The organism is Hydrogenophaga sp., from assembly GCF_050250835.1.
GTDB lineage: Bacteria > Pseudomonadota > Gammaproteobacteria > Burkholderiales > Burkholderiaceae_C > Hydrogenophaga.
The window spans coordinates 138,580-152,644 of record NZ_JBFWNX010000007.1 but is presented as its reverse complement, the minus strand read 5'-3'; the positions used below and the strand labels follow the sequence as shown (position 1 = coordinate 152,644).

General features: G+C 69.8%; 15 protein-coding genes. 9 read left to right on the top strand and 6 right to left on the bottom strand.

Annotated features, from left to right (window positions below; genetic code table 11):
- Window positions 1-13 precede the first annotated feature (13 nt).
- From AB7F11_RS11440 to AB7F11_RS11425, 4 genes are read right to left on the bottom strand one after another with little or no spacing between them, the layout of a single operon-like run.
- Window positions 14-1,531 carry an AMP-binding protein gene (locus AB7F11_RS11440; protein WP_428290916.1) on the bottom strand — a complete coding sequence of 506 codons (1,518 nt, stop codon included), beginning with the start codon at window positions 1,529-1,531 and terminating at the stop codon, window positions 14-16.
- 7 nt (window positions 1,532-1,538) lie between these two features.
- Window positions 1,539-2,720 carry an alpha/beta hydrolase gene (locus AB7F11_RS11435; protein ID WP_428290915.1) on the bottom strand — a complete coding sequence of 394 codons (1,182 nt, stop codon included), beginning with the start codon at window positions 2,718-2,720 and terminating at the stop codon, window positions 1,539-1,541.
- Between the two features lie 36 nt (window positions 2,721-2,756).
- On the bottom strand, window positions 2,757-3,770 hold the full coding sequence (locus AB7F11_RS11430; RefSeq protein WP_428290914.1) for a quinone oxidoreductase family protein: 1,014 nt from the start codon (window positions 3,768-3,770) through the stop codon (window positions 2,757-2,759).
- Window positions 3,767-4,972 (bottom strand): cytochrome P450, encoded by a 1,206-nt coding sequence (locus tag AB7F11_RS11425; RefSeq protein WP_428290913.1) that lies wholly within the window; start codon window positions 4,970-4,972, stop codon window positions 3,767-3,769. Before AB7F11_RS11425 ends, AB7F11_RS11430 begins: the two co-directional genes overlap by 4 nt.
- Before the next feature lie 132 nt (window positions 4,973-5,104).
- Between AB7F11_RS11425 and AB7F11_RS11420 the strand changes: the two genes are divergently transcribed.
- From AB7F11_RS11420 to AB7F11_RS11410, 3 genes are read left to right on the top strand one after another with little or no spacing between them, the layout of a single operon-like run.
- A complete protein-coding gene (locus tag AB7F11_RS11420; protein ID WP_428290912.1) occupies window positions 5,105-5,428 on the top strand; it encodes a 2Fe-2S iron-sulfur cluster-binding protein in 324 nt (107 codons plus the stop codon).
- 12 nt (window positions 5,429-5,440) lie between these two features.
- A complete protein-coding gene (locus AB7F11_RS11415; protein WP_428290911.1) occupies window positions 5,441-6,280 on the top strand; it encodes an SDR family NAD(P)-dependent oxidoreductase in 840 nt (279 codons plus the stop codon).
- Window positions 6,277-7,491, top strand: a complete 1,215-nt coding sequence (locus tag AB7F11_RS11410; RefSeq protein ID WP_428290910.1) for an MFS transporter — start codon at window positions 6,277-6,279, stop codon at window positions 7,489-7,491. Before AB7F11_RS11415 ends, AB7F11_RS11410 begins: the two co-directional genes overlap by 4 nt.
- A 4-nt stretch (window positions 7,492-7,495) precedes the next feature.
- Here AB7F11_RS11410 and AB7F11_RS11405 read toward each other — a convergent pair whose 3' ends face one another.
- Together AB7F11_RS11405 and AB7F11_RS11400 are read right to left on the bottom strand one after the other, a co-directional pair.
- Entirely contained in the window at window positions 7,496-8,092 is a 597-nt protein-coding gene (locus AB7F11_RS11405) for an NAD(P)-dependent oxidoreductase (RefSeq protein ID WP_428300743.1), read from the bottom strand.
- 16 nt (window positions 8,093-8,108) lie between these two features.
- Complete coding sequence (locus AB7F11_RS11400; protein ID WP_428290908.1) at window positions 8,109-8,816, bottom strand: NIPSNAP family protein; 708 nt, start codon at window positions 8,814-8,816, stop codon at window positions 8,109-8,111.
- 86 nt (window positions 8,817-8,902) lie between these two features.
- On the opposite strand from AB7F11_RS11400, the gene AB7F11_RS11395 reads away from it, so the two are divergent.
- From AB7F11_RS11395 to AB7F11_RS11370, 6 genes are all read left to right on the top strand, one after another.
- Complete coding sequence (locus AB7F11_RS11395) at window positions 8,903-9,853, top strand: quinone oxidoreductase family protein (protein WP_428290907.1); 951 nt, start codon at window positions 8,903-8,905, stop codon at window positions 9,851-9,853.
- A 10-nt stretch (window positions 9,854-9,863) separates the two neighbouring features.
- Window positions 9,864-10,466 (top strand): NAD(P)H:quinone oxidoreductase, encoded by a 603-nt coding sequence (gene wrbA / locus AB7F11_RS11390; protein ID WP_428290906.1) that lies wholly within the window; start codon window positions 9,864-9,866, stop codon window positions 10,464-10,466.
- Window positions 10,467-10,525: 59 nt separating this feature from the next.
- Entirely contained in the window at window positions 10,526-11,359 is an 834-nt protein-coding gene (locus tag AB7F11_RS11385) for an IclR family transcriptional regulator (protein WP_428290905.1), read from the top strand.
- A 157-nt stretch (window positions 11,360-11,516) separates the two neighbouring features.
- Window positions 11,517-12,386 (top strand): response regulator transcription factor, encoded by an 870-nt coding sequence (locus AB7F11_RS11380; protein ID WP_428290904.1) that lies wholly within the window; start codon window positions 11,517-11,519, stop codon window positions 12,384-12,386.
- Between the two features lie 89 nt (window positions 12,387-12,475).
- The gene (locus AB7F11_RS11375) at window positions 12,476-13,036 is read left to right on the top strand and encodes a hemerythrin domain-containing protein (protein WP_428290903.1); all 561 of its coding nucleotides are present in this window, start codon (window positions 12,476-12,478) and stop codon (window positions 13,034-13,036) included.
- 98 nt (window positions 13,037-13,134) lie between these two features.
- On the top strand, window positions 13,135-14,052 hold the full coding sequence (locus tag AB7F11_RS11370; protein WP_428290902.1) for an SDR family NAD(P)-dependent oxidoreductase: 918 nt from the start codon (window positions 13,135-13,137) through the stop codon (window positions 14,050-14,052).
- Window positions 14,053-14,065 lie beyond the last annotated feature (13 nt).

The following is a 14,065-nucleotide window of genomic DNA, read 5'->3' as shown; positions in this document are numbered from 1 at the left end:
GCGGCGCCGGCGGTCAGCGCGTGCCCCCGGCGGCCAGCTGCTCGCGCAACTGTCGCTTGAGCACCTTGCCGTAGCTGTTCTTGGGCAGTGCGTCGAGAAACAGGTAGCGCTTGGGCCGCTTGAAGCGCGCGATGCGGTCCAGGCAGTGGGCGTCCAGCGCCTGCGGCGTGACGTCTTCGCCCGGCGCGACCACGATGAAGGCCACCACCACTTCGCCCCATTCTTCATCGGCCTGCCCGACCACGCTCACCTCGGCCACGCCGGTATGGGTGAGCAGCGCTTCCTCGACCTCGCGCGGGTAGATGTTGGAGCCCCCGCTGATCACCACGTCCTTGCTGCGGTCGCGCAGCGTGAGGTAGCCGCGCGGGTCCAGCGACCCCATGTCGCCGGTGTGCAGCCAGCCATCGCGCAGGGCTTCGGCGGTACCGCTGGCGTTGTTCCAGTAGCCCGCCATCACCACGTCGCCGCGCACGATGATCTCGCCGATCTCGCCCGGAGGCACGTCGGCGCCGTCCTCACCGATCACGCGCACCTCCACACCGGTGCGGGCCACGCCCACCGAGCCCAGGATGGCCTCGTCGCCCGAGGCGTGGTCCTCGCGCCGCACCCAGGTGATGGTCATGGGCGATTCGCCCTGACCGTAGATCTGCACGAACACCTGGCCGAAGACCGCCAGCGATTTGCGCAGTTCCTCCACGTACATCGGCCCGCCGCCGTACACGATGGTGCGCAGTTGCGCCGGCAGGTGCCCCGATGCTTGTGCCGCCAGCCGCAGGCGCTGCACCATGGTCGGCGCCAGAAACGCGCCGCAACCCGGATGCGAGTCGCACAGGGCCAGGAATTCGGCTGGGTCGAAGCCCTGCGATGCCGGCACCACCTGGCGCGCACCGCGCGCCACGTAGGCGGGGATGTACAGGCCGGAGCCGTGCGACATGGGTGCCGCGTGGATCTGGCTGCAAGTCTCGTCGATGGTCTCCACATCGGCCAGGTGGCCCAGCGTCATGCTCATGAGGCTGCGGTGCGACAGCATCGCGCCCTTGCTGCGGCCAGTGGTGCCGCTGGTGTAGAACAGCCAGGCCAGCGACTGCGGATCGGTCGCGGCCACCGCCGCTGGTTCGCCCTGGAACAACGATTCGTAGCCGGGCGTCCCGGTGACGACGATGCGCCCGCGCCAGGGGCTGGGCAGCGCAGCCTGCAAGGCGGGTGCCAGCGCGGGTGAAGCGAACACCACGGCGGCGTCCGCGTCCTCGACGATCTGCGCCATCTCTTTCGCATGCAGCTTGTAGTTGAGTGGCACCACGGCACCGCCGGCGGCCCAGGTGCCGAACATCAGTTCCAGGTAGGCCGGTGCGTTCTCGCTGGCCACGGCCACGCGGCTGCCCGCGGGGCCGAATGCCGACAGTGCCCCGGCCAGCACCAGCGAGCGATGGCGCAGCGAGGCCCAGGTCTGCACGCGCTCGTCGCCCAGGTACACCGCGCCGCCGTCGGGCCATTGGCGCGCCGTTCGCTCCAGCAGGCTGAAAAGGTTCATGGCCGCCTCACGCCTGCAACAACTGGCGCTGCACCAGCCAGTCGCGGATGAGTTGCGTGGCCTCGGCCAGCAGCTCGGGCTGCCCTGCGTAGTAGTGGGTGGCGCCGTGGATCTGGCGGAAGGTCTTGTCGGGGCTGGCGGCGGCCTCGAAGAGCATCCGGGGGTGTGCCGCCGGGGCGGCATCGTCGGCGGTGTTCTCGATCACCAGCAAGGGCACGCGCATCGTCTTCGCGCATTCAAGGCCGTTGCCGCAGGTGTCGTCGAGCGACCATTGCGACAGCCAGGAGCGCAGCGTGGTGAAGCGGGCCAGACCCACGGGGCCGCTGTTCACGGTCTCGGGGTTGCCCATGTAGCACCAGCGGGGCCGACGGTCGTTCGGGTCCAGCGCGGGATCGAGAAAGCGCGGGTCGGCCAGCGTGCGGTGCACGAGGAACGGGCGCTCGACCTCGCCGGTGTTGCGTGCCTTGAGCTGCGCCAGCATGTCCCTGGCCCAGGCGGTGATGCGGCGCATGCGCGCGAGCTGGGCGGCGCGGTAGCGCTCGATGTATTCGGCGGTGTAGGGCGGCTGGTTGGGGTTGCGCGGGTCGTAGATGTCGAGCTCCACATCGCGGTCGTCCGGGTTGAGCTCGTCCCTGACCGACGGGTCCAGGGTCTCGGCCAGCAGGTGCGCACGCGAGAGGTGGGCCGCCTGGTAGATCACCGCGTCGGCCGGCATCAGCTCCGCGCCCTTGAGGTTCACGGGATCGCCAGCCGGCGTGTGGGTGATGCGGGGATCTTCGGCGTGCGACTGGTAGCTCACCGCCAGCGCACCGCCGCCGCTCCAGCCCACCAGCACCACCTGCCGGTAGCCCCAGACGGTCTTGGCGTGGCGGATGTAGGCGCCCAGGTCGAGCAGCACCTTTTCCATGATGAGCGCCGTGTCGTTGCGCTGGTAACGGCTGCCCGCGCACAACACGTGGGCGCCGGTGGCGGCCATGGCGCGCGGCACCGGAAGCAGTTGCAGTGTGGAGGCCGGGTGCATGAACACCATCAGCGTATCGCTGGGCCGGCCATCGGCGGGCCGGAAACGGATGGCTTCCAGGTTCACGGCACCCTGGTTGCCGGAAAAGCCGTAGGTTTCGGTGAAGGCGGCTTTCTCCTCGTACTGGAGATGCACCCATTCGGTCTGGACGTCGGGAGTTGAGCTCATCCCCGCACTCTAAGGCCAGGCGCGGTGACGCGACAGTCACCCGCGAGGGGACAGCGGGACGAGCACCACCGAACCCGTGCTTCGGCCCTGCTCGGCATCGGCGTGCGCCTGTGCAACGTCGTGCAGCGGCACCTGGCGGCTCACCTGCACCGCCAGCACGCCGCTGCGCACCAGCTGGAACAGTTCGTCGCAGGCTGCCTGGCGTGTCTCGGTGGTGTTGGCGTAAAAGCCGAAGCCCGGCCGGTGCAGCGCCAGGCAACCCTTCTGGGCCAGCAGCATCAGGTTGAAGGGCGGCACGTGGCCCGAAGCATTGCCGTAGTTCACCGCCGCGCCGAAAGGCCGCAGCACGTCGAACGAGGGCACGAAGGTGTCGAGCCCCACGCCGTCGAACACCGCCGCCACGCCCTGCGGCGCCAGCCGCCGCACGGCGGGCACGAAGTCTTCCTGCCGGTAGAGGATGGTGTGGTGGCAACCGTGCTCGCGCGCGAAAGCCGCCTTGGCCTCGGAGCCCACGGTACCGATGACGGTGGCGCCCAGGTGGGCGCTCCACTGCGCGAGCAGGCTGCCCACGCCGCTGGCGGCGGCATGGACCAGCACCACGTCGCCCGGCTGCGGCGTGTGGCACCGGTGGATCACCACGGCCGCCGTCAGCCCCTTGAGCAGCAGGGCGGCGGCCTGGTGGTCGCTGATGTCGTCGGGCAGGCGCACCAGGTGCGCGGCCTTCAGGTTGCGCTGTTCGGCGTAGGCGCCGGTGTCCACAAAGAACAGGCCTCCGGTTCCCGCATAGGCCACACGATCACCGGGTCGAAAACCCTGCACCTGTGAGCCCACACCCTCCACCACGCCGGCCGCCTCGTTGCCCAGGATCAGGGGAAACGGGGGGCCACTGCCCAGGTAGAAGCCGCCATTGCGCACGTTGATGTCGGAAAAATTCAGGCCGATGGCGGTGTGCCGCACGTGCACCTCGTCCGGCGCGGGCGCCGGCAGGTCGATGTCGAGGGGTTCGAGCACCTCGGGACCGCCATGGCGGTGGATCACCATCGCCTTCATGCGGCCTCCACCACCAGCGGCAGGCGGTCGAGCGTGCGCAAGGTGTTCACCGGCCGGTGCACCGGCTCGCCCGCCAGCGACAGCCGCTTCACCCGGCGCACCAGCGCGCCCAGCAAGCACTCGGCCTCCAGGCGGGCAATCATCTGGCCGATGCACACGTGTGCGCCATGGCCGAACGCCAGGTGCTGGCCGGTGCCCTGGCGCCGCAGGTCGAAGCGCTCGGCATCGGGCCACCTGCCCGGGTCGCGGTTGGCCGCGCCGATGAAGGCGGCAATCTTGGTGTCGGGCGCGAGCGCGACGCCACCGAGTTGCGCACCTTCGCGTGTGGTTCTGAACATCACCTGCACCGGCGCTTCGAAGCGGATGGCTTCGTCGAACACGCCACGCAACAGCGCGGGGTCGGAGCGCAGCAGCGCCCACTGATCGGGATCGCGCGCCAGGGCGTGAAGCGCCGCGCCGATGCCGCTGATGGTGGTGTCCATGCCGCCACGCAGGAAAGATCGCGTGAGGTTGGCGGCAAAGCCTTGCTGCAGCACGCCCTGGTCTTCGGCCTGGTGAATCAGCTCGCCGAAGCCGCCGGGCAGCATGGCTTCGCGCTTGAGACTGTCCTCGTACCATTTCATGTAGGGCTGCGCACGCGCCACCGCGGCCTGGGTGAGTTCGTTGTTCGGGCCGATGGCATTGAAGTTCATGTCGCCGATGGCCTGCGCGTTCTCGCGCGGGATGTGAATGCCCACGGCCGGCGGGAACACCGAGAGCACGAAAGCCTCGGCGGCGTCGCGCACGCCGTCGAATTCGCGGCCGGCCACCAGCGCATCGGCCAGTTCTTCGGCCGCCGCCTGAAACTTCTCGCGCCACTGGCGCACCACCAGCGGCGAGAGGATCTTCTGCAGCGCTGCGCGCACCTCGGTGTGCGCAGGCGGGTCCACCTCCAGGATCACGCTGGCCGGCCGCCAGTTGCCCGGCTTGCGGATGTCGGCCATGCCGGCGCCACCTTCGTTGGTGAACTGCTGCCATTGCGAGAGCACGGTGGCCACCTCGGTGTGGCGCCCGGTGGCGTAGATGCCGTGGCGCTGCAGCCAGACCACCGGCCCCGCGTCGCGCAACCCGTTGAAGAAGGGATAGGGGTCGCGCAGGATGTCGATGGAAAACGGGTCGTCGTACACGACCGGTGGTTCGGATTTCGTGAGGGTGGCGGTCATGGGGCTATCCTGCGGGGTGTTTCGCCCGAGTGTGCGCCCGGCGTGCGTTTTCGAACGTCCCCTGAGGAGGGGACTGACTCACCCGCTGCGCCGCGAGACATTGGCGCCTGTGCCATCCACGAGGAGACTTTCATGCCCCAGGCCACTTTCATCTGCAGCGACGGTGCGCACCGCGCCGTGGACGTCGCCCTCGGCGCCAACCTCATGCGCGCCGCCACCGACCACGGCATCGAAGGCATCGTCGGTGACTGCGGTGGCTCCATGAGCTGCGCCACCTGCCACGTGTTCGTTGACGACGCGTTCACCGCCCACCTGCCCGAGATGGCGCCCAACGAGGACCAGATCCTTGAATACACCGCCGCCGGCCGCCAGCCCAACAGCCGCCTGGCCTGCCAGATCGTGATGAACGATGCCCTCGCCGGCATCGTCGTGCGCGTCGCCGACCCACAAATCTGAGACCCCCGTCCCATGACCGTTTCCGCACAAGCCACCCCAGGCTGGCTCGAACTCGAAGGCAAGGTCGCCGTCGTCACTGGTGCGGCCAGCGGCATTGGCGCGGAGATCGCACGCCAGCTCGCTTCGGTGGGCGCCCGCGTGGCGCTGCTCGACCGCGACGAGCCCGGCGCCATCGCCACCGCCAGCGCCATGGCCGCCACGGGCGCGCGTGCTGTTGCCGTGGCCTGCGACATCGCCGACAAGGCTTCGGTGGATCAAGCGGCCGCGCAAGTCGAGCGCGAGCTCGGCCGCTGCGACGTGCTGGTGAACAACGCCGCCACCATATACGCCGCCGCCCTGATGGACATCGACCTGCAGCGCTGGAACCAGCTCATGGCGGTGAACGTGGGCGGCTTCCTGCTGTGCTCGCAGGCCTTCGGGCGGCAGATGATCGCCGCCGGTGGCGGTGGCAGCATCGTCCATATCGCGTCCATCTCGGGCCGCGTGCCGCAACCCTACAGCGGCCCCTACAGCGTGAGCAAGGCGGGCGTGAAGATGCTGTCGCAATTGCTGGCGGTGGAGCTGGGTGAGCACGGCATTCGCAGCAACGTGGTCAGCCCGGCCATGGTGCGCACACCCCTGACCGAGGGCATCTACCAGAACCCGGATGTGCTGCACCGGCGCGAAGAGATCGTGCCCGCGCGACGCATCAGCGGTCCGCGCGACCTGGCCGAGGTGGTGCTGTTCCTCGCCAGCGCACGATCGGGCTATGTCAATGGACAGGACATCCTGGTCGATGGCGGCCTGTCCACCGCGTGGCTCACGCTCATTCCGCGACCGGGTTTCGAGAAGGCCGACGCGGCGAAGTCGTGACGCTTCCATCGCCCCCGGCCACGCCGGCCGCAGCCGGCCCCCGCCCCTGGGCCCTGGCCGCGCTGTTCAGCGTCCACTTCGGCAGCGCGGCCATGATGCGCGTGTGCGACCCCATGCTGCCCGCGCTGGCGCGCGACTTCGGCGTCACCACGGGACAGGCGGCGCACACGGTGTCGAGCTACGCCATCGCCTACGGCATCCTGCAGTTTTTCTTCGGACCTGCGGGCGACCGCTGGGGCAAGCGGCGCGTGATCGGCTTTGCCGCCCTGGCCACGCTGGCGGGCAACGGGCTGGCGCTGGTGGCGCCGTCGCTGGAGGTGCTGGTGCTCGCGCGCGTGCTCTCGGGCGCGGCGGCGGCGGGCATCATCGCGCTGGTGCTGGCCTGGGTCGGCGACACCGTGCCCTATGCCCGGCGCCAGGCGGTGCTGGCGAAGTTCCTCAGCGCCTCGCTCGCCGGCATGATGGCCGGGCAGTGGATCTCGGGCGTGTTGACCGAGCACGTCGGCTGGCGAGCGGTGTTCGCGCTGCTGGCGCTGTTGCTCGGTGTGGGCGGCGCGGCCATCGTGTTCGATCGCAGCCTGCGCCACGAGCCGCAGGGCGCTGCTTCTTCGCGTGGCCATCTTCAGTCGTTCGGCGAAGTGCTTCGCGTGCCCTGGGCACGCGCGATGCTGGCGTTCGTGGCCATTGAAGGCGCGCTGGCCTTTGGCGCCATCGCCTTTCTGCCGGCCTACCTGGCTGGCACCCACGGGCTCGGACTGGCGAGCGCGGCGGCCATTGTGGCGCTGTACGGCGTGGGCGGCTTCGCGTATGCCTTCGGCGCACGCTGGCTGGTGCCCCGCCTGGGCGAAGCGGGGCTGGCGCTGGCCGGTGGCGTGGCCCTTGGCCTGGCCTGGCTGGCCCTGGCATGGGGCACGCACTGGTGGGTGGCGCTGCCGGCTTCCACACTGGCTGGCCTGGGTTTCTACACGCTGCACGGCGTGATGCAGACCCATGCAACGCAGATGGCGCCAGCCGTGCGCGGCACCGCGGTGTGCCTGTTCGCGTCGGCGATGTTCATCGGCATTGCCTGCGGCGTGGGCGTGGCAGGCCTGCTGGTGGACCGCGTGGGTTACCCGCCGGTCTTTGCCGCCAGCGGCGTGGCGCTGGCCATGCTGGGTGCGGCGTTCGCGGCGAGCCTGCGCCGCCGCCAGCGCATGGCCCTGGCGGCCTGAACGCTCAGTCGCCCACGCCCAGCACCTGCCGGGGATGGCGCCCGGTCTCCAGTTCGTCAAGCACGGCGCAGGCAAAGTCGGCATCGGTGATGGTGCTGCTGCCATCTTCGCGCCGCACCAGCACACCGACGGCGGTGCGGTAGCGTGCGCTGCGTGGGCCGGGCGCGATCTGCGCAGCGGGCACCACGCAGGTCCAGTCCACCCCTTCGGCGGCGCGCAGTTCGGCAATGGCCGCCGCGTGCGCCACCACCTGGGGTCGCAGGGCGGCCGGAAAATCGGACTGGTCGCCCAGGCGCTGGCCCGGGGCCACCTCCAGCACGCCGGCGCCGCCCACCGTGAGCAGGCGCGCCACACCCGCCAGCGGCGCGGCGCGGGTGAGGCAACGGGCCAGCGCCGCGAGCAGGTGCAGCGTGTCTCCGGATGGTGGACGGTACGCGCTCACCAGCGCGTCGTGGCCGCGCACGGCTTGTGCGAGTGCGGCCACATCAAAGATGTCGACCTCGCCCCGACGCAGCGCGGTGACGGCGTGGCCCCGCGCAAGCGCCTCGTGCGCGATCGGGCCACCGAGGCGGCCGGTCGATCCGATGAAGGCAATGCGCATCTCGCTGCGCACGCAATCAGGCCGGCAGCCGGCCCAGACCGGCGCGGATCACGGCACCGGGCGCGGGGTCCAGCAGGTTGACCTCGGCGCGCTCGAAGTACGTGGTGCCGGCCTCGCGGCGTTGCCGCGCCAGCTCGCTGCGAAGGCCGGCATCCGATTCGATGCGGCGCCGGCCGGCGTGCCAGGTGGCGGCGTCGGGCCAGGCGTGCAGCATCACGATCTTCTGCATGCCGCTGCCGGCGGCCATGTCGAACACGCCCAGCACCTGCGCCCCCGCCGACTGCAGCAAGGGCAACCAGGTCTGCACGAGGAAAGCGTTGGCGTCGGCATTGCGGCCCGGTGCCACCTGCTGCTGCACCAGCTCGTGCAGGCCGCCCTGGACCTGCGCATCGGGTTGCGACGCCAGCGGCCAGGACGCATTGGGCTTGAGGAAGTACAGGTCGTGGCGTTCCACCATCTCGTGGCCGGCGTTGGTCTCGGCGCGGATGCGCCACCACTCGGCGTCCTGGTAGAAGCCGGCCCACACGGCCTCGCGGTGGGCGTAGTCGCGGTAGGCCAGCAGGTAGACGAAGCGCGGTGCATCGGGGCCGGCCAGCGCGCTCCAGCGGCCCACGCACTCGACGCCATGGCGCTGGAACAGCGCGGGCAGGTGTGTGCCGAAGCGTTCGTGCACGTCGTGCATGCGGCCCGGGGCCACGGAATAAAGGCGCAGTTCGTAGATCATGGGGCTATCTTTGGTCCAGGGCCGGAGGCTGTCTGTCCCTTCAAAGGGGGGCAGACACTGCCCGCCGCGCTGCCTAAGCTGCGCGCATGAAAGCAATTGTCGCCGCGCCGCTGGGCGCGCAAGTGGCCGAGTTGCCCGTGCCCGTGCCTGGCCCGCACGAGATCCTTGTGCGCGTGAAGGCGGCCAGCCTGAACCGCGCCGACCTGGCCGGCCTGGCCGCGAAAGACGGCAAGGTCATCGGCATGGAATGGGCAGGCGAGGTGGTGCAGGCCGGCCCGCAGGCGGGCGCCTGGCAGGTGGGCGACCGCGTCATGTGCACCGGCGCTGGCGCCTTCGCCGAGTACGCCGTCACCGACGGCGGGCGCGCCTGCCGCATCCCCGATGCCGCGCTGCCCTGGGAAGAAGCCACGATCTTGCCGCTGGCCTTGCAGGCCATGCACGACGCCCTCGTCACGCACGGACGGCTGGCACCGGGCGCCGACGTGCTCATCCACGGCGCGAGTTCGGGCGTGGGCCTGATGGGCCTGCAGATCGCCAGGCAGCTCGGCGCACGGCGGGTCTTTGGCACCAGCACGCGCGCCGATCGGCTGGCGCAGTTGAGCGCCTTCGGCGCCGACGTGGCCATCGACGCCTCGCAACCCGGCTGGCACGAGCGCGTCCTCGCCGCCACCGATGGCAAGGGCGTGGAGGTGATCGTCGACCAGGTCACGGGCAAGGACTTTGCCAGCACCTTCAAGACCGCCGCCATCGGCGCGCGCGTGGTGAACCTGGGTCGGCTCGGCGGTGCCGACGGCCAGTTCGATTTCCAGTGGCATGCCCTGCGCCGCATCAGCTACATCGGCGTGACCTTCCGCACCCGCTCGGCGCAGGAGATCCGTGAACTCAATGCCCGCATGCTCGCCGACCTGGGCGAAGCCATCGCGGCGCGCCGCCTGCGCCTGCCCATCGACAGCCGCTTTTCGCTGGCTCAGGCCGGCGAGGCGCTGGCCCACATGGCCGCCAACCGCCATTTCGGCAAGATCGTCCTCACACCATGAACCCCAGCCCATGACCCACATCGCCATCGTCTACTACAGCAGCACCGGCACCACCTACGAGATCGCCAAAGCCATCGAGGCCGGCGCTCAGGCGGCCGGCGCAGAAGTGCGCCTGCGCAAGGTGCGAGAACTCGCAGGCCCCGAGGCCATTGCCAGCAAACCCGCCTGGGGCGCGCACCTGGACGCCACCCAGGCGGTGCCCGAAGCCACGCTGGCCGATCTTGAATGGGCCGATGGCTATGTCTTCGGCTCGCCCACGCGCTTCGGCCTTCCCGCCGCGCAGCTCAAGCAGTTCATCGACACCGTGGGTCCCCTGTGGGCCACGGGCAAGCTGCAGGACAAGGCAGCCGCCGCCTTCACCGGCGCGGGCAACCTGCACGGCGGCCAGGAGTCGACGCTGCTGGCGATGCACCACATGTTCTACCACTGGGGTTCGGTGATCGTGCCGCCCGGCTACACCGATGCGAGCGTGAAGGCCGCAGGCGGCAACCCCTACGGCACCAGCTTCACGGCCGGCGCACCGCCAGACGCGGCGGTGCTCGCCGCCGCACGCTTCCAGGGTCAGCGCGTCGCGCGCTTCGCCACCCTGCTGGCCGCCGCGCGTGCCGCCTGAATCTCCATGGTGAGCGCGCGCGTGCTAGGCTCGCCGCCGTCATCACGGAGGACCCTGGCATGCACCCAACGGATGCGACCATGAGCGAAGACGGCGGCGGCAGCGAAGACGAAGCCGGCGGCGTGCAGTCGGTAGACACGGCCGTGCGCGTGCTCTCTGCGCTGGTCGACGTGGGCACGCCGTTGTCGCTCAAGGCACTCGCCGAACGCGCCGAGATGCAACCCCCCAAGGCGCATCGCTACCTGGTGAGCCTGTGCCGAAGCGGCCTGGCCGAGCGCGACACCGCCAGCGGTGGTTACAGCCTGGGGCCGCTGGCCGTGCGCATGGGCCTGGCCGCCATCCGCCACCTCAACGTGGTTCGGGAGGCTGGCCCGACGCTGGCATCCTTGCGCGACGAGCTGGGTTTCACCGCCGGGCTGGCGGTGTGGGGCGCGGCCGGCCCGACCTTCGTGCGTTTCGAGGAAACCAACGACGCGCTGATCATCAGCGGGCGGCCCGGTTCGGTCATGCCCATCCTCACCTCGTCCACCGGCCGGGTGTTCGGCGCCTACCTCTCGCGCAGCCTGACCGGCCGGTTCCTGGACCGCGAACTCGCTGGCGTGCCGCACCCGGGCGCCACCCCCACGGGGGCGGCCCAGCGCATGACGGTGGACGAAGTCGAGTCGCTGTTCGCGGACGTCCGGCAACACCGCATGGCCCGCGTGCAGGGCGACCTCAACCCCGGCCTGCACGGCCTGTCGGTGCCGATCTTCGACCACGCGGGCGCACTGGCCGGCGTGATCACGGTGATGGGTTCGGCCGGCCTCATCGACACCAGCCGCGACGGGCGCAACGCCCGCGTGCTCGCGGCACGGGGCGAGGAAGTCTCGCGGCGCATGGGCTGGGGACCTTGATAGACCGTCCCGTTGGTCGGATACAGGGTTAACACGGAGCACGATTCGATTACGCAGGGCGTAATCTGATTACGTCCATTGAAATTCACACCGGGCCCCAAGAGCCCGGCCGAAGCGCCGACGGCGGCCTTCCCTCTCGCCCCACAGGAGACAACACATGATGACGGTGATGGTTCAGGACCGGGGTGCCCCCGGCAGCGTGCAGGGCTCGCTCGCGCACCTCGTGGATGCCATTGGTTGTGAAGGCTTTGGCCTGGCGCTGGCGCATTACCTGCATGGCCTGTGCGGGGCCGATCACGTGGCGGCGTTTCGCCTGGGCCGCGACGAACTGCGAGAGGTTGCCGCCTGCTGCGTGCAGCCCGAACTCACCGCGCGCGACCGCGTGGAGAGCTATGTGAAGCTCGGCCTGTGGAAGAACGATCCCGCCATGACCGAGGCGCAGCGCTGTGTCGATGGCGTTTCGCCCACCATCATCCATGTGGACTTCAGCGATCAGGGCTACACCGACCTGCGCCCGCGCGTCTATCCGCATGTGCGCGACCGCATCCTGCTGTGCGGGCGCAGCGCGGGCGGCGCGTTCGGGCTGAGCGTGTTGCGCGCCGACCCGCACTCGCCGTTTGGCGACGAAGGCATCCGGCGCCTGGGCGAAGCGGCCGACCTGCTGGTGGCGCTGCTGGGCAAGCACGCGCAACTGTGTCAGGGCCAGCCCGACGTGGCGCACGCGCTCACCGACCTGCCCGACATCGAGGCCTGCATCGTCGCGCGCAGTGCCTTGCCGCGCCGCGAGGCCGAGGTCTGCGCGCGCATTCTCTATGGCCTGTCTTCCGTGGGCATTGCACTCGATCTCTCGGTGAGCGAAGAAACGGTGAAGACCTACCGCAAGCGCGCTTACCAGCGCCTGAACATCGGCAGCGAGCGCGAACTGCTCACCTGGTACCTGGCGTGCTGGAGCCGCTGGAGCGCGCAGCAGTTCGATGCCTGCCTGCGCCCTGCGGTCGCCAGCGTCGCCGCAGCGTCCGTTCACTGAATTCGCCCGCTGTGGATGGGTCCCCCCTCGCGGGGACTGACCTGCCGTGGACTGGGTGAGCAAATGAGGGGCATGCCAGCGTCATGCCCATGCAACCCACCGCCGTCCAGCTGATCATCGAGGAGCACCGGGCCATTGCGACCGTGCTGCACGCGCTGCAAGAGGCGGTGGAGCATGCGCGCCATGGCGTGGCCGCGCCCGACTTCGCGCGGCTGCGGGCCATGCTGGTCTACCTCGACGAAATGCCCGCGCGCGTGCACCACGCCAGTGAAGGCCGGTTGCTGTTTCCCCTGATCCGCGAGCGCTGCCCTGCCCTGCGCCCGGTGCTCGACCGCCTGGAAGGCGAGCACGAACGCGTCGAGCTGATCGTGCGCGAACTCGGCCATGCGCTGAGCGCCTGGCAGGTGATGGGTGAGGTTCGCCACGAGGCGTTCGAACTGCTGGCCCGCACCTACATCGAGTCCTATCTCGGCCACATGAAAGTGGAAGAGGACTATGTGCTGCCGGTGGCGATGGACTACCTCGACGCCGCCGACTGGCACCAGCTCGCCGCCGCGTTCGAACACCAGCGCGGTGTGCTGGCCGATTCGGCCTTGCGCAACCAGCGCGAGCTGTACGCACGCATCGTGACCAAGCCTTCGGCCGACTGAGTCTCTCTGCAGATTCGTCGGATGCGACGATTCGCCGTCGAGCGCTTTGCGCGATCTTCGTCTCAACAGAACAGGGCGCGCTGCCCGAAGGAGACAAGATGAAGCGCATGCAGGATCGGGTGGCCGTGGTCACCGGTGCAGGCAATGGCCTCGGCCGCGAACATGCCCTGTTGCTGGCGCGCGAAGGCGCCAGCGTGGTGGTCAATGACCTGGGCGGCACGGTCAATGGCGTCGGTGGCGACGGCGCGGCTGCCGACCAGGTGGTCAGCGAGATCCGTGCGGCCGGTGGCAAGGCGGTGGCCAACCACGATTCGGTGGCCACGCCCGAAGGTGCGCAGAACCTCATTGACACGGCCATCAAGCACTTCGGCCGCGTTGACGCGCTGATCAACAACGCCGGCATCCTGCGCGACAAGAGCTTTGCCAAGATGGCGCTGGAAGACTTCGAAGCGGTGCTGCGCGTTCACCTGCTGGGCTCGACCTACTGCACCAAAGCCGCCTGGCCCCTGATGCTCGAACAGAAGTACGGCCGCGTCGTGATGACCACGTCGGTGGCCGGCACCAGCGGCAACTTCGGCCAGGCCAACTACGGCGCGGCCAAGATGGGCCTGCTGGGCCTGATGAATGTGCTGGCCGTGGAAGGCGCCAAGGCCAACATCAAGGTCAATGCCGTGAGCCCGGGCGCCACCACGCGCATGACGCAGGGCCTGGGCGCGGTCTCTGGCGAGATCGACGAGCTCATGCAACCGGCCCATGTGGCCCCGGCGGTGGCCTACATGGCCAGCGAGGAATGCGACTTCACGGCCCACATCATCACCGCCGCAGCCGGTGGCTTTGGCCGCGTGCAGTTCTTCGAGACCGAAGGCGTGCAGTTCGATCCGCGCCAGCCCGTCACCGTGGACATGTTTGCGCAGGCGGTGGCGGTCCTGACCGACCTGTCCACCGCTGCACCGGTGGCGCCTGGCGTGCTTGGCCAGATGCCGGCGCGCCTGGCCACGGTGGGCATCCAGTTCTGATGCCGGCGCCATG